Genomic DNA, 19,467 nt, shown 5'->3' on the forward strand with positions numbered 1-19,467 from the left:
TTTGCGCCGCCCGCGGGCTCGGCCCCCCCCCCCCCCCCCCCCCCCCCCCCCCCCCCCCCGCCCCCCGCCCCCCCGCGCGCCGGGGGGGGGGGGGGGCGGCGGGCCGCCCCCCCGCTCCGGGAGAGATCGGAGTTTGTGGCTACCCCTCTCCCCACCCCTCCCCCACAAGGGGGGAGGGAGCCTGAAAAGCGTGCTCACCTCACTGCGAAGGACAGCGCCCGCCATCCCCTCACCCCTTCGCCATCGCGCGATAATCCAGCCTCCGGTGGAACCAGTATTGGTAGCCGCTGATGTTCTTCTGCATCGCGACGTTGACGAACGGCTGGTACAGCGGGATGCGCGGGATGTCGCTATAGGCGAGATCGACGAAGCCCTTCACGTCGGCGTCGTAGGTCGCGGTGTCGCCGGTGGCGGCAGCATTGCGTGCGCCGTCGATGAGCTTGTCCATCCCCGCCGACTTGTAGCTCATGGTGTTGAAGACGGAATTATTGCCGTGGTAGCACCAGTAGAAGAAGTATTCGGGGTAATCGAGCCAGCCCGAGAATACGTTGGTGAAGAGCGGCATTTCCTTCTTGTTCAATTCGGTGCGCCAGTTGGCGCCGGGCACCTTGTTGATGGTGGTCTTGATGCCGATCTGGGCCAGGCTCTCCTGCACCAGCACGCAGAGCGGCTCGTTGACCCCCGCGAAGTTGAGGTCGAACGAGATCGTGGTCTCGAAGCCGTTCGGGTAGCCGGCCTCGGCCAGCAGCGCCTTCGCCTTGTCCATGTCGGTGTTGTATTTGTGCGGCTGCGGCCAGGCGACTTCGGTCGGCTTGTCCTTGGGCGCCCCGAACATCGGGTTGGCCAGCCCGAACATCACCGCGTCCATGATCTTCTGATAGGGAATCGCGCAGGCGACCGCCCGACGTACCTTGGGATTGTCGAACGGCGGCTTGGTCACGTTCATGCCGATATACTGGATGCCGTTGGAGAACGGCAGCGACACCACGTTGAGCTTGCCGCTCGCCTTCATCTCCTGGAAATCCTTGAACGGCAGCTCATAGGAGATGTCGGCGTCGCCGCGCTCCAGCAGCGCGCGGCGATTGCCGGCCTGCGGCACCATGCGCCAGATCACGCGCTTGATCTTCGGCAGCGGGCCACCGACCCAATCGTCGTTGCGCTCCATCACCACTTCCGTGCCGGCGGTCCACTTCGTCACCTTGTAGGCGCCGGAGCCCGCGGTCTGCTGTTTGGTGAATTCGAGTCCCCAGGGATCCTTCTCGCTGGCGTTCTTCTTCACCAGTTCGGAATTGATGATGCAGGGCACGATCACCGCGAGATCGGGGATCGTCAGCTTGTCCTTCTTCAGGAAGTCGACACGTACCGTGTAGTCGTCGATCACGACGAACTGCTCGGGTTTCGTGAGCGAGCCCGCGCTCATCTGGAAGGTGGGAAAGCCGCCGACACTGACGGCGCGGTCGAGCGACCACTTCACGTCCTTGGCGGTCACAGGCGCGCCGTCGTGGAATTTGGCGTTCTTCTTCAGCTTGAAGGTGACCGACATGTCGTCGATCTTGAACTCCTCGGCGAGTTCGCCCTTGAACTTGTCGCGGTCGTAATAGGGCACGCCGCCGGGGCCGGTCTTCATCTCGTGGCTGAGCAGGCGGTCGTAGCAATTCCAGGACACCTCATAGCCGGGCACGTTGGTGCCGACGCCGTGGATATCGAGATTGTTGGGGCCGCCTTCCGAGACGATCAGCAGCGTCTCCGAGCGCGCATCGGCCTTGGCCGACGAGATCACGGACGGCATGGCCGGAAGCGCCGCGCCTGCGGCCAATCCGGAAACGGACTTGAGGAAATCGCGGCGCTTCATGGAATGGCTCCAACACAAAAGTTTTCTGGTTGGAACTGGATTCGCAAGGTTCGTGCCAAGGCTTAAGCAAGGATTAAACCAGCATAAGCCTATGAAATGTTTATGGGAAAAGGCTGCTATCCGGGCCGTCGATCAGAAGCCAAGCCGTCGGACATTGCATACAAACAGGTATATTTGCCTAAAAAATAGGCTTTCGACAATACCAGCCTATTGCGTGAGCGCGTCTCGCCCCTAGGTGGCGCGGCTATCGATCGCGGCCCGTCACCCCGGCCAGATCAGCTCCTGAAGTTCGACCAGATCATCCGCCTGCTCCTGCCAGCCCTCGATGCAGATGTGGCTGTTGAGGTCGCTGGCGCGATGCAGCAGCATCAGGGCCATCAGCCGTCGCTTGAGCGCGAAGTCGAGCTTCGCATAGCCAAAGCCTTCGAGCAGGTTGCGCACCCTGCCCGGCCGGCCCGCTGCCATGAAGGCGCTAGGGCCGAGCAGATCGTAGTCCCGCCATCCCGCCAGCACGTCGCCGAAGTCGAACAGGCCGGCGAGCGAGCATTGATCGTCGTGGCGGGCGAGCAGGAAGTTCTCCGGAATGTATTCGCCGATCAGGATCACCGGCGACGCATCCATCGGAATGAGCGCGGCCGCATCACGCAGGAGATCGTCGAGGCCGGCGAGGAATTTCGGCGCCAGGCCGAGACGCGTGTGCCGCGCCTTGCAGCCCTGCATCTGGGCCCGCATGAAGTCGTCCCAGCGCGGCTGGATCTGCGCGAGTGAGCCGAGCGGCGCGCGCTGCACGGCGGCGATGGTCTCGCCGATCTGTCGCAGCACGCGCTCCTTCTGCGCTTCCGGCAACGACGGCCAGACCTCCGAGCCGAGCGTGCCGGCAAGGCGTGTGATGATCAGATAAGGCCAGCCGTCGCGATCGCCTTCCGCGACGATCTCGGGAATTGGCAAATCAATGCGACCGGCAAGTTGGGCCAGCGAGCCGTGCTCGGAGACGAACTGCGCGCGGAGCAGCGGCGGGAAGATTTTCAGGATCAGGCGATCGCCGAGCCCGACCACGAGATTGGTGCCGGTCGCAAAGACGTGCGGCGCGCTGGCATCGAGATCGTGGCTGCGGGCGATGTCGAGCGCGATCGGCAGCCATCGCGGAGGGTCGGCGCGAAAGGCGCGAAAGCTTGCCGCGTCGGCGCAGTGAGGGAGTTTCATCGACATCGTAACCTAACGGCTGTTGAGCTCGTCATGCCCGGGCTTGTCCCGGGCATCCACGTTCTTCGTGCTGCGGCCAAGGCGTGGATGGCCGGGACAAGCCCGGCCATGACGCTGTGGAATGGCCTTGCGCCTTAACGCCGAGCTACCATCCCTCCCCCTACCTATCCGGGCTGGCGCGCTCGAACTGGCGCAGGATCTTGTTGCCGCGTTCGACCGCAGCATCGAGCGCGGCTTGCGCGCTCTTGCGGCCGGCAAAGGCCTGCTCCAGCTCGTCCTCGATCGCGCCGCGGATCAGCACGAAGGAGCCGAGCCGGATGCCCTTTGAATTCTCCGTCGGCGGATGCAGCGTGATCTCTTCGAACGACATCGCCGAGCCCGGATTGCGCTCGTAAAAACCTTGCGCGCGCGTCAGCTCGAAGGCGGCGCGGGTGACAGGCAGATAGCCGGTGTTCTGGTGCCAGGCGGCCTGCACGCCAGGCTGCGACAGATAGGCGAAGAATCGTGCCACGCCTTTGTATTCCTCGCGCGGACGGTCGCGCAGCACCCACAGCGTGGCGCCACCGATGATCGAATTCTGCGGCGCACCCTTCACGTCGGGCCAATACGGCATCATGCCGTAGCCAATCTCGAACTTCGAATTCGCCTTGATGTCAGCGCGCGTCGCCGAGGAGCCGATGAAGATGCCGCATTCGCCGTTCTGGAAGCGCGGCTCGGCCGACTGGCCGCGGCCGCTATAGTCGAACACTTTCGTTTTCTGCCACTCGCTGAGCTCGGAGACGTGACGCACGAGAGACGGATTGTTGATGGTCAGCTCGGCATCCAACGCGGCAAAGCCGTTCGCCCGCGTTGCCAGCGGCAGATTGTGGAAGGCTGAAAAATTCTCGACATGGATCCAGGACGGCCAGGAGGTGGTGAAGCCGCACACCGCGCCGCGATCGCGCAGGCGTTTTGCAGCAGCGCCAAGCTCCGGCCAGGTCTTCGGCGGCGCCTCCGGATCGAGCCCTGCGTCGCGGAACATGGTCTTGTTGTAATAAAGAATCGGCGTCGACGAATTGAAAGGGAAGGACAAGAGATTGCCGGCCGCATCGGTGTAGTAGCCGGAGACCGCGGGAAGGTAGTCATTGAGCGAGAACGGCTCCTTCATGTCCCGCATCAGGCTGAACACGGGATAGATCGCGCCCTTGGCCGCGGTCATGGTGGCGGTGGCGACCTCGTTGACCTGGACGATCGCGGGCTGGCTGCGCGAGCGGAAGGCGAAGATCGCGGCCGTCACCGTCTCGGTGTAACTGCCCTTGTAAGTTGGCACCACGCGATAATCCGGCTGCGAGGCGTTGAAGTCGGAGGCGAGCTTTTCCAGTTGGCGGCCGAGTTCGCCGGACATGGCGTGCCACCACGCGATGTCGGTCGCGGCCCGCACCGGCGCGGCCAATGAGAGGGCCGCAAAAACGGCGACGACCTGCGAAAGGCGCGATGCTGAAGTCACGATGGCTCTTTCCATGCCGCACCGACGAAAGCGGCTGCCCCTGCTTAAGGCGCGGCATTTGCGGTTTCAACCGGGAATGAGCCCCGGCCGCGCCGCACAATCACGTCGAGGCGCCCGGCGGGATGGCCTTCCCACGACCATCTGCTAGATTGCATTGAACCTTTTCCTCCCGCCATAGACTCCACCACTGAGGGGTTGAGTGTGCCAGTGTTGAACCGTGCCGAACGCACGCGGACCGGGGTGGTTTTCGTCGCGCTTTTGATCGCCCTCTGCGCGACGGGAGCTGCTGCGCGTGAGTTCCGCGCCGCCGACACCCAGACCGAGGATTATCCGACCGTGCAGGCGCTGCGCTACATGGGCGCCCTGATCGCCGAGCGCAGCGGCGGTCGGCACGAGGTCAAGGTCTTCCACTCCCGCCAACTCGGCGAGGAGAAGGAGACCATCGAGCAGACCCGGGTCGGTGCGATCGATCTCAACCGGACCAATGTGGCGCTGATCGGCAATTTCGTTCCGGCGATGAACGTGCTGGCGATGCCGTTCCTGTTCCGGTCCATCGAGCACATGCAGAAGGTGCTGGACGGGCCGATCGGCAGCGAGATCCTCGGCAGCTTCGAGCCCTACGGCTTCGTTGGCCTCGCCTTCTACGATTCCGGCGCGCGATCGATCTACAACGGCGCCCGCCCGGTCAGAAACGTCGCGGACCTCAAGGGATTGCGGATCCGGGTGCAGCAGTCGGAGTTGATGAGCCAGATGATCCGCGCGCTCGGCGCGGAGCCGGTCGAGATGCCCTATGGGCAGGTGCTTGCCGGGCTTGCCAACCACCTGATCGACGGCGCCGAGAACAACTGGCCATCCTACGTGACGACGGACCATTACAAACATGCCGGCTATCTCGCCCTCACCGAGCACACCATGAGCCCCGAAGTGCTGGTGATCTCGCTGAAGGCCTGGAAAAGCCTGTCGGCCGACGAGCAAACCATCTTCAGGGAAGCCGCACAGCGCTCCAGCCGCTTCATGCGCGAGAAATGGCGCGACCTGGAGGAGCAGTCGCAGCGCAAGGCGGAAGCAGCGGGCGTCACCATCGTCAGGGATATCGACCGCAAGCCGTTCGAAGACGCGATGGTCGCGATCTACGCCAAGGCCGGGCAGGATCCGGCCGCGGCCGCGCTGATCGAACGCATTCGCAAGGTGGAGTGAGGCCTCTTGCCCGGGCTTGGACACAGCGAGCATGCAGACAGGTCGCCCGGCCCGATGGGGCGGCTGCGCGCGCGGCTGGTCGGCGTGCTCCGGGCGGTGCCGATCCGTTGGCGCATCCTGTCGATCGCGGCGCTGAACTCCGCCGTGGTCATCGTGCTGGTCGGGCTGATCTGGAACGGCTCGCAGGTGCTCGGCTCAGCCTGGGACGACGTGCGCCAGGTGCGCGAATCCGACCGGATTCTGGCGCTGCTCGAAAGCGAGACCGGGCGGCTGCACAATCTGATCCACCGCTACATCAACCAGCCGAGCCCCGACCTGTTCGCCGAGATCCTGCTGCTGCGCGAGGCGGTGCTGGGGACGCTGACCAATCGCGCCGCCAAGGACCCGATGCTGTCGGGCTCGGTCGAGGAGCTGGAGCGCACCACCGACCGCTTCCTCAACGGCTTCGGCGAGCTGCGCGGCGTGCAGGCCACCATCGCGAAGACCTACGAGGATCAGGTGCAGGCACCGGCCAGGGACATGGCCGGCCTTTACTCCATCATCGAAGGCGCCACCGGCCATCGCGACGCGCTGATCTGGCCTTCGCTGGGCAAGTCGCGCGAGGCCTTCACCGCGATGCTGGTCGCGGCCAATTCCTACTATCTGTCGCTGTCATCGGGTGCGGCCGACGACGCCCGCCGCAACACCGAGACCATCGAGAAGACCATCCCCGTGATGATCGATCTCGCCGACAACGACCTCCAGCGCATGGCGCTGCGACGACTCGCCGCCCGGACCGCCGCGCTGCGCGAGGGTTTTGCAAAGCTCTCCGAGCAGCTCACGAACCGTACCGAGCTGCTGCGCAACACCATCGACGCCAACCAGGCCGAGGCGATCGGCGCCATCGACGATCTCTCAACCAAGATGCGCCAGCGCGAGCAAAAGGCGCAGGAGACGTTCGACCGCACGCTGGCGGACATTTCCCGTCGCGTTCTCTCCATCGCCGTGATCTTCCTCGGCATCATCCTCACCGCGGGCGTGCTGATCGCGCTGTCGATCCGGCTGCCGCTGCAGCAGATCATGGCGGCGATGCGCGCGATCACGCTCGGCGACCTCGGCCGCGAGGTGCAGGGCACGCGCGCGCGCGACGAGGTCGGGGCCATGGCGCGCGCGGTGGAAGTGTTCCGCGAGAACGCCATCGCGAAGCGCCAGACCGAGGACGAGCTGCGCGCGTCCAAGGAGAAGGCCGAAAGCGCGCTGCTCGAGCTCAACGCCGCGCAGCAGAATCTGATCGATGCCGAGAGGCTCGCAGCCCTCGGCGGCCTCGTCGCCGGCGTCGCGCACGAGGTCAACAACCCGATCGGCATCAGCCTCACCGTTGCGTCGAGCTTTGCCCGGCGCACCGAGATCTTCGAGGCCCAGCTCAAGGGCGACGGCGGCCTGCGCCGCTCGCAGCTGGAAGAATTCGTGCAGTCCTCGCGCGACGCTTCGCAGCAGCTCGTCGCCAACCTCCAGCGCGCCGGCGAGCTGATCCAGTCGTTCAAGCAGGTTGCGGTCGACCGCTCCCATGCCGAGCGGCGGCAGTTCTCACTCAGCGAAGCCACCGAGCAGATCATCGCGAGCCTGCGGCCGGTGCTGAAGCGGTCGCCGATCACGCTCCATGTCGACATGCCCGAGGGACTGCTGCTCGATGGCTATCCCGGCTCCTACGGCCAGATCCTGACCAACCTATTCCTCAATGCCGCCAACCACGCCTTTGCCGACGGCCGCGCCGGCACGATCACGATCTCGGCGCGGCCCCGCGGGGCCGACGACGTCGAGATCATCTTCACCGATGACGGGGCCGGCATGACCTCCGACGTGCAGCGCCAGGCCTTTGACCCATTCTTTACCACCAGGCGCAATGAAGGTGGCACGGGACTCGGCCTCCATATCGTCTATAACCTCGTCACCCAGCAGCTCGGCGGTCGCATGATGCTGGAATCCAAGCTGGGACAAGGCACTACTTTTCGCATTATCATGCCCCGGGTCGCCAAGGGCGGCGGGCAAAGCACAGAGACTGACGGGACTTCTCAATGGCCGAACAGGACGATGTCCTCCACCTGATCGACGACACCGGTACCGCATCGGAGGATGTTGACGCCCGGAAATGGAAGATCGCCGTCATCGACGACGATCCGGCCGTGCATGACGGTACGCGTTTTGCGCTCTCGGACTATTTCCTCAACGGCCAGGGCCTGGAGATCCTCTCCGCCCATTCCGCGGCCGAAGGTCGCAAGCTGATGGCCGCGCACAACGACATCGCCGCCGTGCTGCTCGACGTCATCATGGAGACGGACGTCGCCGGCCTCGAGCTGGTCGAGTATATCCGCAACGAGCTCAAGAACGAGACCGTGCGCATCATCCTGCGCACCGGACAGCCCGGTCAAGCGCCTGAACGGCGCGTGATCGTGCAGTACGACATCAACGACTACAAAGCGAAGACCGAGCTCACCGCCGACAAGCTGTTCACCTCGCTGACCGCGGCGCTGCGCTCCTACCAGCAGCTCGAGCGCATGCTGCAGACAAGGCGCGGGCTCGAGATCATCATCGACGCGGCTTCGACGCTGTACGATTTCAAGTCGATGCAGCGGCTCGCCGAGGGCGTACTGACCCAGCTTGCCTCGCTGCTCAACGTCGATTGCGCCGGTATCCTGGTTTTGCGCGACAATGGCGGCATCGACCCCGAGCTCTCGGTGCTCGCCGGCAGCGGCTGCTACAGCCGCTTCATCGGCACCACCTCGTCGAAGGCGCTCGACCCCGATCTGCGCGCGATGGTGGAAGCCGCGTTCCAGGGCCGCAAGAACGAATTCGCCGACCACCGCAGCGTGATCTATTTGCGCACCGGAAGCGGCCGCGAGGTCGTGGTGCTGCTTCAGGCCGAGCGCGAGCTGTCCGAGACCGACCGCTCGCTGGTTGAGATCTTCTCCAGCCGGCTCTCGATCGCCTTCGACAACGTCATCCTCTACCAGCAGCTCCAGGCCGCCAACACCCAGTTGGAAGACCGCGTCGCCCAGCGCACCCGCGCGCTGATGCAGGCCAACCGCCGCCTCTCGGCGCAATGGCTGCGGCTGCAACGCGCCAACGGCTTCAAGAACGAAATCCTCGGTACCGTTGCCCACGATCTGAAGAATCCGCTCGGCGTCATCCTCGGCCGCACCGAGATGCTGAAGGAGTTGATCTCGACCGGCGCGTCGTCAGGCGGCGTCGTGGCCCAGGTCGATCACATCCGCGATGCGACCAAGCGCCTGACCACGATGGTCGATCATCTGATCTCGGATGCGATGGCCGATGCCTTCGACATCACCATCCGCCGCGAGCCCGTCGACGTCGCGGCCCTGGTCAAGGAGGTCGCCGAGGCCAACCAGCCGCTCGCCGTCAACAAGCAGCAGGCGATCAGCGTCACCGCGCCCGTCAACGTCGTCACCATGTGCGACACCGACCGCATCCGCGAGGCGATCGACAATCTGATCAGCAACGCCATCAAATACTCACCGATCGGCGGCAAGATCGGCGTCGTCGTCAGCCATGAGGGCGGCGACACCATCGTCCGCGTCAGCGACGAGGGCGCCGGCCTGTCGCCGGAAGATCTCGGCCGCCTGTTCGGCCGGTTCCAGCGGCTGTCGGCAAAACCGACCGCCGGCGAGAGCTCGACCGGGCTTGGGTTGTCCATCGTCAAGCGTATTATCGACATGCACGGCGGCGAGGTGACCGCCGAGAGCGAGGGCCCCGGCAAGGGCTCGACCTTCACCATCACCCTCCCCGCGCCCGAAATTTCGTGATCTCAGGACCATGACCCAAAGCCAGCACATCATGATCGTCGACGACGAGGCCCCGGCCCGGGAGATGGTCGGCGATTACCTCAAGATGCACGGCTTCACCGTGACGCTGTGCGACGGCGGCAAGTCGTTGCGCACGGCGATCGACGGCAGCATGCCCGACCTCGTCGTGCTCGACCTCAACATGCCGGAGGAAGACGGGCTCTCGATCATCCGCGACCTCAAGAGCCGCATCAACGTGCCGGTGATCATGCTGACGGCGACGGCAAGCCCGATCGACCGCGTCGTCGGCCTCGAGCTCGGCGCCGACGATTACGTGGCCAAGCCGTGCGAGCTGCGTGAGCTGATGGCACGCATCCGCTCGGTGCTGCGCCGGAGCGCGCCGGCGAAAGCCGTGGCGGACACGGCGGCTGCGAAATCGGACAAGGAGCAATTGGTACGGTTCGGGACGAAGTGGCTCGATCTCGAAGCGCAGGCCTTGCGCGACGACGAGGGCAACGAGCATCCGCTGACCGCATCCGAGTTCGGGCTCTTGAAAGTGTTCGCGGCCAATCCGAAGCGCGTGCTGTCGCGCGAGCGCCTGCTGGAATTGGCCAATGCCCGCGACGCCGAAGCCTTCGACCGCGCCGTCGACCTGCGCATCATGCGCATCCGCCGCAAGATCGAGCCCGATCCGGCAAAACCCGCCGTGATCCGCACCATCCGCGGCGGCGGCTATCTGTTCTCGCCGGCGGGCGAGAAGGCGTAGCGCCTCCCATCGTCGTCCTGGCGAAGGCCAGGACCCATTACCCCAGGCAGAGATTGTGGCGCGAGGCTGGCAACCACGCGTTTCCGCAAAACGTCTCCCTGGGGTCATGGGTCATGGATCGGCGCTCGCTTTGCTCGCTTGTCCAGGACGACACGGGAGTGCGAACGCAAAGGCCCGAAATACGTTCCCGGCGCATCCGCTCGCTGCCTAATCCCATCCCCGTATTTTCCGTACATTGAAATTACACGCTTTTTTGCCCCGAATGTTTCGTCGCGGCTAATTCGACGAAACAATTTGTCGGCGCACGAAACCATTTTCCGCTTTTCGTGCAGACGTCCCGAAACGTTGGCTCATTAACACTTTGGTCCAAGGAAACGCCGCTCGGTTGCGGCGCTACGGGGAGCCAAGTCAATGCCGAACGTCATCGCCATCAACGCCCAAGCCAGCCAGAGCATCATTGCCGCTCAGGCGACCTCGGACGACATGCTTCTCGAAAGCATTGCCGACGGCAACCGGACGTCCATGCACATCCTTTATTGCCGGCACAATGTGCGCGTCTACCGCTTCATCCTGCGGATCGTGCGCGACGCGACCACGGCGGAAGACCTGGTCAGCCAGGTGTTTCTGGACGTGTGGCGGACCGCCGGCCAATTCCAGGGCCGCTCGCAGGTTTCGACCTGGCTGCTCTCGATCGCTCGCTTCAAGGCGCTGACTGCGATGCGCCAGCGCCGCTTCGAGGATATCGACCAGGAAGACGTGCGCCAGATCGCCGATGGTTGCGACACGCCGGAGACCTCGCTCGACCGCAGCGACACCAGCGCCATCCTGCGCGCCTGCGTTCAGAAGCTGTCGCCCGCGCATCGTGAGATCATCACGCTGGTCTACTACCATGAGAAGTCGGTGGAGGAGGTCGGACAGATCATCGGCATCCCGCAGAGCACGGTGAAGACCCGGATGTTCTACGCCCGCAAGCAACTGGCCGAATTGCTTAAGGGCTGTGGCGTCGAGCGCTTCGCCGCCTGAAGTTCAGATATTTCAATGGGATAGGACACAAGTTTAGACCCTACCCCGGACACGGAAGTGTTACCGCCGACGAAACAATTGAAACAAAGCACAACATCAGGCGGAAAAACTTCCCTCCTATAAAGCTCACATACGGTTTCGTTAAACCTCCCAAGACCTCCAGCGACCCGGACGGGATGCCCCCCTCCGGGTCGTTTTGTGTTTGGGGCACCGCTGCGGCAGCAGCACTCCCGTCACGAAGGCGTGACGCGGCGTAACGACTGCCTCTCTCATCCCGAACTGCCCTCGTGACCCTCTCCACGAGTGCCCCATGCTCGAACTTCTCTTCGCTGCCCTCGCCGGCATCCTCACCATCGCCGCGCCGTGCACGCTGCCGATGCTGCCGATCCTGCTCGGCGCCTCAATCGGCCGCAGCTCGCATCTTCGTCCGGCGATGATCGCGCTCGGCTTCGTCATCTCGTTCTCCGCGACCGCGCTGCTGCTCGGCGCCATCACGCGGCTGTTTAATTTCGATCCGAACGTGCTGCGCGAAGCGGCCTCGATCCTGCTGCTCGGCTTCGGCCTGTTGATGCTGTGGCCGGCACCGTTCGAATGGCTGTCGATCCGGCTCAACGGCTGGCTCGATCTCGGCAACTCCAGCGCCACGCAGCGCGAGGGCGCACTCGGCGGGCTCGTGCTCGGCACCACGCTCGGCCTGGTCTGGACGCCCTGTGCCGGCCCGGTGCTCGGCTCGATCCTGACGCTGGTCGCAACCACTGAGAATGCGAGCTGGGCCGGCACGCTGCTGATCGCCTACGCCATCGGTGCGGCCATTCCCATGCTGGCGATCGCCTATGGCGGGCAAGCCGCCACCACGCGGGTGCGCAGTCTCGCGCGCATCTCGCCGCGGCTGCAGCAGGGCTTTGGCGTCGTCGTGATCGGCTTCGCGCTCGCCGCCTATTTCCAATACGACACGCTGATCGTGGCGTGGCTCACCGGCTTCTATCCCACCGGCCAGATCGGCCTGTGATCATCCCTCAGCTTCACCGGAGGATCTTTCCATGACTTTCAAACTGCTCGCCGTCTCCGCCGCACTGATCGGCATCGCCGTAACAGGCGCCGTCATCCCCGGCATCTGCGACGAGGCCGCGCGCGCCGTCCCTGTCGTCACCGCGGCCGCCAGCCAGGACACCGCGCCCGACTTCGCCGGCATCAACAACTGGTTCAACTCGAAGCCGCTTAATATCGCCGATCTCCGCGGCAAGGTCGTGCTGGTGGACTTCTGGACCTATGGCTGCGTCAACTGCGTCAACACGCTGCCGCACGTCACCGATCTCTATGCCAAGTACAAGGACAAGGGCCTCGTCGTGGTCGGCGTGCACACGCCGGAGTTCCCGTTCGAGCGCTCGGCCTCCAATGTGCAGGCGGCGCTGAAGCGTCACGGCATCACCTATCCGGTGGCGCAGGACAATGATTCCAGGACCTGGAACGCTTACCGCAACCGATATTGGCCGGCGCAGTACATCATCGACCAGAACGGCAAGATCGTATTCCAGCACGAGGGCGAAGGCCGTTATGACGAGATCGACCGCACCGTGGCAAAGCTGCTGAACGCCAATAGCTGACGCCCGGCACGGGTCGCGCCCTTGTTGCTTGACTCCACGGACCCGTCCGTGGAGTTTCGCGGGCCACGTAATCAGCCGCCCGCGATGGACGACGCCACCAACAGCACCGACATTCGCCTTCGCGAGGGCGCCTCGATTGCGCAGCGGCTGGTCATGTCCGGCTTTGCGGCTGCCGTTGCGCTGTGCTTCACGCCGGGCCTGTTCACGCACGACACTCTGGAGGTAATCATCTCCGTGGTCGCGCTGCTCGTGGGAGCGGCGTTCGTCGGCATCATCATGCTGGCGCCGGCGGTGGTGTGGATCATCACGCCGGACGAGATCTTGATCGGCGAGCAGCGCCCGTTCGGAAAACTGCGGACGCGGATCGTCGCCAAGGACGACATCAGGGGATTGCAGGTTCCCGGCAGCAAGAGGGCGAAAGCCCGCTTCCAGCTCGCCTTCACCTTGGCCTCCGGTGAGCGCCTGACATCGCCGCCGATCGCCGATGTCACCCATGTGCACGACACGGTGGCGCGGATCGCCGCGCAATTCGACGTCCCCGACGTCGAGGCTCCGGTCAATCCGCTCGATGCCAGCAATCCCGAGATGCGTCTCGGCGACCCCCTCGAGCCGTTCTCGAAGAGAGACATCAGGATCGTCGCACTGATCGTCGTCGCATTGTGCGCCGTTCCCTACGCCTACAGGCTCTGGCGTGGCCTGTCGCCCGGGTCGGTCGACATCGTGCTGCTGCCCGTCGGCGCGCTCGCCGCTTTCGGCGTTTCCCGATATGCCAACCTTGTGACCGGCGCGTTCTGGATCATCCGCCAGGGCGATATCCGGGTCGAACGCCTGTGGGGCGACGGCACGTTGCGCGCCGACCACATCGAAGGGCGCGACGTCAAGACGATCACGGTCGAGCGCCGCGGCCGCTCCGAGGACGAGCACTGCATCGTCGTGATCCGATTGCAGTCCGGACAACGGTTTCGCAGCCCTCGCATCGGTTCGAGGCCTGAGGCCCGGGCCGTGGGGACGGAGATCGTCCGGCGGCTCGGGATCGCGCCGGAGAATAACCAGATCTGATATCGCGCTGCTTCCACATCGTCATGGCCGGGCTTGTCCCGGCCGTCCACGTCTTTTACCGCCAGTGCTAAGAACGTGGATGCCCGGGACAAGCCCGGGCATGACGGGGTTTGTGAATGCAAATTTGGTCGCCCACCCTAGGCGACGCCATGGCCACTGCTTTTCGCGCCATCCCCCGTTTGTGGCATTGCGCGCGGTCCGTCAAAAAACCAAAGCATTCTCGTGACATATGGTCTAAGGGTGCCTTGAACTTGCCATGAAGATGGCCCTGAGATTTGATGGTTCCAGATGATTTGGCTTTGGCCGCGGGGAGAGCTTGAAATGACGGATTTTCGTCGCCTGACCGGGATGTTTGTGGCTGCGATCGGCCTGATCCTGTCCGCGCCCCACGCCTACGCCCAGCAGCCCGACCGCGGCGACGAGCCGGGCCTGGTCGCCGACGATGCCTATGAACTCGATCCGGAATGGCAGAAGCAGGTCGTCTACTTCCGCACCACCGAAGCGCCCGGCACCCTCATCATCTCGACCGCCGAACGGCATCTCTATCTGGTGCAGCCTGGCGGTCGTGCGATCCGCTACGGCATCGGCGTCGGCCGCGACGGTTTTCAGTGGCAGGGTCTGGTGAACATCACCAACAAGAAGGAGTGGCCGGACTGGACGCCGCCGCCGGAGATGATCCAGCGCCAGCCTTATCTGCCGCGCTTCATGGCCGGCGGCCCCGGTAATCCGCTCGGTGCGCGCGCCATGTATCTGGGCACCACGGTCTACCGCATCCACGGCACCAACCGGCCCGACACGATCGGCACCAAGGTCTCCTCCGGCTGCTTCCGGCTCGTCAACCGCGACGTCGCCGATCTCTACGATCGCGTCCCTGTCGGCACCAAGGTCGTCATCCGGCAGAAGCCCGAGCTCTGATCTGATCTCCTCGCCTTAGCGAATATTCCTTTTCCCGATTATTTCGAGAGAGCAACATGATGCGCACTTTTCGTGGCGGCCTGCTGATCGGGCTCGCAGTCGCCGTGCTGGTCGCCGTCCTGGCCATCATCTATGAATTCTACGACACCCGCACCCTGAAGCGCACCGTACGCCGCGGAGAGGTGCTGTGCGGCGTCAACAAGGGCCTGCCGGGCTTCTCGATCCCCGACGACAAGGGCAACTGGACCGGCTTCGACGTCGATTTCTGCCGCGCGGTGGCCTCCGCGATCTTCAACGACCCGAGCAAGGCGAAATTCGTCGCGCTCGATGCCAACGAGCGCTTCAAGGAATTGCAGAGCCGGAAAGTGGACATCCTCTCGCGCAACTCGACCTGGAGCATGGCGCGCGAGCTCGACTACGATCTCTATTTCCCCGCGGTCGCCTATTACGACGGCGCAGGCTTCATGCTGCCGCGCGCGCGCAACAAGGAAACCGCGCTGGACCTGACCGGGAGCAAGGTCTGCGTCCAGACCGGGACCACCACGGCGCTCAATGTCGCGGATTACTTCCGTGCCAACAACATGAAGTATGAAGAGGTGAAGTTCGACAAGCTGGACGACGTGGTGAAGGCCTACGACACCGGCAAATGCGACACGCTCTCCGCCGACGTCTCCCAGCTCTACGCGCTGAGGATCAACCTGTCGAAGCCCGGCGACAGCATGATCCTGCCGGACATGATCTCCAAGGAGCCGCTCGCCCCCGTCGTGCGCCAGCGCGACGACGACTGGATGATGATCGTGAAGTGGACGCTGTACGCGATGATCAACGCCGAGGAGCTCGGCGTCTCCTCGGAGAACATCGACGAGGCCCTGAAGTCGAAGAAGCCGGAAGTGATGCGGCTGGTCGGCACCGAGGGCAATTACGGCGAGCAGCTCGGCCTGACCAAGGATTGGGTGGTCCGCATCATCCGCCACGTCGGCAATTACGGCGAGATGTACGAGCGCAACATCGGCGAGAAGTCGAAGCTGAAGATCCCGCGCGGCATGAACCAGCTGTGGAATGCGGGCGGCGTGCAGTACGCGCCGCCGGTGCGGTAAGGCGCTCTATCCGCCGTCATTGCGAGGAGCGCAGCGACGAAGCAATCCAGAGTCGCTCCTCGGTGACAGACTGGATTGCTTCGCTGCGCTCGCAATGACGAGCTTGGGGCAGGCGCTTTCCACTCTCTCAACTGTCATCGCCCGGCTTGACGGGCGATCCAGTACTCCGAGACATCAATCGCATACTGAGGGGCCGCGGCGTACTGGATCGCCCGCCCCAGTGCGCAATTGCGCACAAGGTGGGCGATGACACCCAATGCGACGCGACGGTGCGCCTCAATACCCCCGCGCCCTTGCCAGCTGCTCGGTGTGGTAATTGGCGTCGCCGAACAATTCCTCGCACACGCGCGCGCGCTTCATGAAGAAGCCGATGTCGAACTGGTCGGTCATGCCCATGCCGCCATGCATCTGCACGCCTTCCTGCACCGCGCGCGTGGCGGTGGTGCCGGCGCGGGCTTTCGCCACTGCGACGGCTGACGCCGCCTTGGCGACGTCCGTATCGAGCGCTTGCAGCGCCTTCATCACGGCGGCGCGGGTGATCTCGATATCGACATAGAGTTCGGCGGCGCGGTGCTGCAGCGCCTGGAATTCGCCGATCAGCTTGCCGAACTGCTTGCGGCTCTTCAGGTACTCGACGGTACGGTTGAACACCTCTTCGCTCAGACCCACCATTTCGGAGGCCACTGCGCCCCGCCCGATATCGAGCACGCCGTGGAGCAAGCCGGCTCCCTGGTCGACTTCGCCGAGCACGCTGTCGGCATCGACCTCGACATTGGCAAGCTCGATCCGCGCCGCATTGTGCGCGTCGACCATGATGGTGCGCTCGATCGCAACGCCCTTGGCCTTGGGGTTGACCAGGAACAGCGTCAGCCCCTCGCGCTCGCCGGCCGAACCCGCCGTACGCGCAGCGACGATGAGGAGATCGGCAACGTGACCGTCGACCACCAGCGCCTTGGCGCCGGAGAGTTTAAAGCCGTTGCCGGCGCGCACGGCCTGGAGGCAGGTCTGAAGCGGGCGGTGTTTTGCGCCCTCGTCGATCGCGAGCGTCGCGAGCAGGGAGCCGTTGGAAATCTTCGGCAGATACTCCGACTTCTGCGCGGCATTGCCGCCACGGTTCAGTGCCGAGGCCGCGACCACGCTGGTTGCGAGGAAGGGCGAGGGCATCAGCGTGCGGCCGATCTCCTCCATCACCACCCCGGCCTCGACATAGCCGAGGCCGCTGCCGCCGAACTCTTCCGGCACCAGCAAGCCGGCAAAACCCATCTCGGCGAAGGAATGCCAAAACTCCCTGGAGAAGCCGATGGGGTCTTTGCTATCGCGCAGATGCCGCAAATGCGACACCGGCGCCTTGTCGCTGATCAGCCCGCGCGCGCTGTCGCGGAGCATCGATTGTTCTTCGGTGAGGACGAGGGCCATGTGCAATGTCTCTAACGTCTGGCGGAATGCATGTCTGTTGTTGTCATTCCGGGGCACGCGAAGCGTGAACCCGGAATTTCGAGGTTCTCAGGTGCGCAACCGCGCACCTTAGTTCGGTCCTGCGGACCGCCCCGGAACGACGCTGGGGTTACGCCCCCGGCAAATCGAGGATGCGCTTGGCGACGATGCCGAGCATGACCTCGGTGGTGCCGCCCTCGATCGAGTTGGCCTTGGTCCGCAGCCAGGCGCGCGGACGCGCTCCTTGTTTCGAACGCTCGCTCTCCCATTCCAGCGCATCGACGCCGCCGGCCGACATCAGGATCTCGTAACGGCGCTTGTTGAGCTCGGTCCCGTAATATTTCATCGCCGACGAGAACGCCGGATGGGCCTGACCGGCCTTGGCGAGATCGACCGCGCGCTCGGCGCAGGCGGCAAGAGCCGCTTCGTCGACGTCGAAGCTGGCGATCCGGCCACGCAGCATGGAATCGTCGAGCCGTCCCTGCGCATCGGTGCCGAGGGAATCGGCCGCGATCTGGCCGAGCGGACGGCCGACGCCGCGCTCGCCCATGCCTGATATCATCGCGCGCTCGTGCTGAAGCAGATATTTTGCGACGTCCCAACCGCGGTTGACGGTGCCCACCACATGCGATTTCGGCACGCGGACATTGTCGAAGAACGTCTCGCAGAACGGCGAGTAGCCGGAGATCAGCAGGATCGGCTTGGTCGTCACGCCCTTCGAGGTCATGTCGAACAGGATGAAGCTGATGCCGTCGTGCTTCTTTGCGGCGGGATCGGTGCGGACGAGGCAGAAGATCCAGTCGGCGTAGTTGGCGTAGGACGTCCAGATCTTCTGGCCGGTGATGACGAAATGATCGCCGTCGCTCTCGGCGCGGGTCTGCAGCGAGGCGAGATCGGAGCCGGCGTTCGGTTCGGAATAGCCCTGACACCAGCGGATCAGGCCCGCGGCGATCTTTGGCAGATGCTCCTTCTTCTGGGCATCGTTGCCGTATTTCAGCAGCGCCGGCCCGAGCATCCAGATCCCGAAGCTCGACAGCGGGGGCCGCGCGCCGATCCTGGCCATCTCCGCGCGCAGCACCTTGTGCTCGGCGGCGCTTAAGCCCCCACCGCCATATTCCTTCGGCCAGTCCGGTACGGTCCAGCCCTTGTCGCGCATGCGTTCGAACCAGATGCGTTGCGGCTCGGACGAAAATTTTGCGTTACGTCCACCCCAGAACACGTCGGCGTCGGACGTCGCGGGCTTGCGCATTTCCGGCGGGCAATTGGCTTCCAACCAGGCGCGCGTTTCGCTGCGGAATGTTTCGAGATCGGCGGTCTCAGTCTCGCTGGCCCTGGAGTCAGTCATAGGTCGTTTCCATCAATCTATGTCGGTTTGTTGGGCGCGACTCTGGGCCAAGCTCCCGCGGAATTCAACCACTTCCGTGTCACGCATCCGCTATAGTCGCCGCCACGGCGAGCTTGAAAACAAAGAGGAAACAACAATGCGCCTGAAGCTTCTTTCGCCTGGCGAAATGAACGAGAGCCAGCGGCAGACCTATGACGAGTCGATTGCCGGCAAGCGCGGCAGGCCGCCGGCACCGATGATGGCCTGGCTCAACAGCCCCGACATGGCCCGTCACGCCACGCGGCTCGGCGAGGTCCTGCGTTACGATACGATATTTCCCACGAAACTTTCGGAGATCGCGATCCTGGTGACGGCGCGGCACTGGACCGCCCATTACGAATGGTACGCGCACAAGCGGCTGGCGCTTGCGGGCGGCATGGACCCTGACATCATCGACGCGATCCGCGACCGCCGCACGCCCGTCTTCGACGATCCCAGGGCTAAGATGATCTACGACGTCGCAAAATCGCTGCATGAGGGCCACGGCGTCGAGAAGGGCCTCTATGACGAGGCGGTGAAGCTGCTCGGCGAGCGCGGCGTGGTCGAGGTGATTGGTCTCTGCGGCTATTACACGCTGGTGTCGATGACGCTGAACACGTTTGAGTTCGAGCTGCCGGAGGGCGAGGTGCGGGAGCTGTCGTAAGTTGCCTATCCGGAAACGCTGGGTT

16 protein-coding genes and 1 pseudogene are annotated in these 19,467 nt (G+C 64.3%); 12 read left to right on the forward strand and 5 right to left on the reverse strand.

Annotation, left to right across the window (positions count from 1 at the left end; genetic code table 11):
• Nucleotides 1-185, forward strand: a pseudogene (locus tag AC0L23_RS07685) (hypothetical protein); the annotation flags it as partial.
• Between the two features lie 44 nt (nt 186-229).
• Here AC0L23_RS07685 and AC0L23_RS07690 read toward each other — a convergent pair.
• From AC0L23_RS07690 to ugpB, 3 genes are all read right to left on the reverse strand, one after another.
• Nucleotides 230-1,852: an ABC transporter substrate-binding protein gene (locus AC0L23_RS07690; RefSeq protein ID WP_085361895.1), complete on the reverse strand. Its 1,623-nt coding sequence runs from the start codon at nt 1,850-1,852 to the stop codon at nt 230-232.
• 261 nt (nt 1,853-2,113) lie between these two features.
• Nucleotides 2,114-3,061: an aminoglycoside phosphotransferase family protein gene (locus AC0L23_RS07695; protein ID WP_085361896.1), complete on the reverse strand. Its 948-nt coding sequence runs from the start codon at nt 3,059-3,061 to the stop codon at nt 2,114-2,116.
• A gap of 154 nt (nt 3,062-3,215) precedes the next feature.
• Nucleotides 3,216-4,556, reverse strand: a complete 1,341-nt coding sequence (gene ugpB, locus AC0L23_RS07700; protein ID WP_085349649.1) for a sn-glycerol-3-phosphate ABC transporter substrate-binding protein UgpB — start codon at nt 4,554-4,556, stop codon at nt 3,216-3,218.
• Nucleotides 4,557-4,742: 186 nt separating this feature from the next.
• On the opposite strand from ugpB, the gene AC0L23_RS07705 reads away from it, so the two are divergent.
• The 10 genes from AC0L23_RS07705 to AC0L23_RS07750 all read left to right on the forward strand — a co-directional run bounded on the left by AC0L23_RS07705 (nt 4,743) and on the right by AC0L23_RS07750 (nt 15,981).
• Nucleotides 4,743-5,738 carry a TRAP transporter substrate-binding protein gene (locus AC0L23_RS07705; protein WP_026233068.1) on the forward strand — a complete coding sequence of 332 codons (996 nt, stop codon included), beginning with the start codon at nt 4,743-4,745 and terminating at the stop codon, nt 5,736-5,738.
• Between the two features lie 54 nt (nt 5,739-5,792).
• Complete coding sequence (locus AC0L23_RS07710; protein ID WP_085385497.1) at nt 5,793-7,823, forward strand: sensor histidine kinase; 2,031 nt, start codon at nt 5,793-5,795, stop codon at nt 7,821-7,823.
• Complete coding sequence (locus AC0L23_RS07715) at nt 7,793-9,538, forward strand: ATP-binding response regulator (RefSeq protein ID WP_085361897.1); 1,746 nt, start codon at nt 7,793-7,795, stop codon at nt 9,536-9,538. The genes AC0L23_RS07710 and AC0L23_RS07715 overlap by 31 nt, the downstream gene beginning before the upstream one ends.
• A gap of 10 nt (nt 9,539-9,548) precedes the next feature.
• Nucleotides 9,549-10,283: a response regulator gene (locus AC0L23_RS07720; RefSeq protein ID WP_085361898.1), complete on the forward strand. Its 735-nt coding sequence runs from the start codon at nt 9,549-9,551 to the stop codon at nt 10,281-10,283.
• Between the two features lie 411 nt (nt 10,284-10,694).
• On the forward strand, nt 10,695-11,306 hold the full coding sequence (locus AC0L23_RS07725; RefSeq protein WP_018456005.1) for a sigma-70 family RNA polymerase sigma factor: 612 nt from the start codon (nt 10,695-10,697) through the stop codon (nt 11,304-11,306).
• Nucleotides 11,307-11,616: 310 nt separating this feature from the next.
• A complete protein-coding gene (locus AC0L23_RS07730) occupies nt 11,617-12,315 on the forward strand; it encodes a cytochrome c biogenesis CcdA family protein (protein ID WP_085361899.1) in 699 nt (232 codons plus the stop codon).
• Between the two features lie 31 nt (nt 12,316-12,346).
• Nucleotides 12,347-12,910 carry a thioredoxin family protein gene (locus AC0L23_RS07735; RefSeq protein WP_018456003.1) on the forward strand — a complete coding sequence of 188 codons (564 nt, stop codon included), beginning with the start codon at nt 12,347-12,349 and terminating at the stop codon, nt 12,908-12,910.
• Nucleotides 12,911-12,994: 84 nt separating this feature from the next.
• Nucleotides 12,995-13,969, forward strand: coding sequence for a hypothetical protein (locus AC0L23_RS07740; protein ID WP_085385501.1), 975 nt, complete (start codon nt 12,995-12,997; stop codon nt 13,967-13,969).
• A 321-nt stretch (nt 13,970-14,290) separates the two neighbouring features.
• Nucleotides 14,291-14,884 carry a L,D-transpeptidase gene (locus AC0L23_RS07745; RefSeq protein WP_007597994.1) on the forward strand — a complete coding sequence of 198 codons (594 nt, stop codon included), beginning with the start codon at nt 14,291-14,293 and terminating at the stop codon, nt 14,882-14,884.
• A gap of 59 nt (nt 14,885-14,943) precedes the next feature.
• Nucleotides 14,944-15,981 (forward strand): amino acid ABC transporter substrate-binding protein, encoded by a 1,038-nt coding sequence (locus tag AC0L23_RS07750; RefSeq protein WP_085362044.1) that lies wholly within the window; start codon nt 14,944-14,946, stop codon nt 15,979-15,981.
• 276 nt (nt 15,982-16,257) lie between these two features.
• Here AC0L23_RS07750 and AC0L23_RS07755 read toward each other — a convergent pair whose 3' ends face one another.
• Together AC0L23_RS07755 and AC0L23_RS07760 are read right to left on the reverse strand one after the other, a co-directional pair.
• Complete coding sequence (locus AC0L23_RS07755) at nt 16,258-17,397, reverse strand: acyl-CoA dehydrogenase family protein (RefSeq protein WP_085361900.1); 1,140 nt, start codon at nt 17,395-17,397, stop codon at nt 16,258-16,260.
• A 148-nt stretch (nt 17,398-17,545) separates the two neighbouring features.
• Entirely contained in the window at nt 17,546-18,760 is a 1,215-nt protein-coding gene (locus tag AC0L23_RS07760; protein WP_085361901.1) for an acyl-CoA dehydrogenase family protein, read from the reverse strand.
• 136 nt (nt 18,761-18,896) lie between these two features.
• Here AC0L23_RS07760 and AC0L23_RS07765 point away from each other — a divergent pair, with 136 nt between their 5' ends.
• Entirely contained in the window at nt 18,897-19,442 is a 546-nt protein-coding gene (locus AC0L23_RS07765) for a carboxymuconolactone decarboxylase family protein (protein ID WP_085361902.1), read from the forward strand.
• The last annotated feature ends 25 nt before the right edge of the window (nt 19,443-19,467 follow it).

The organism is Bradyrhizobium sp. MI1.4 (genome assembly GCF_055811315.1).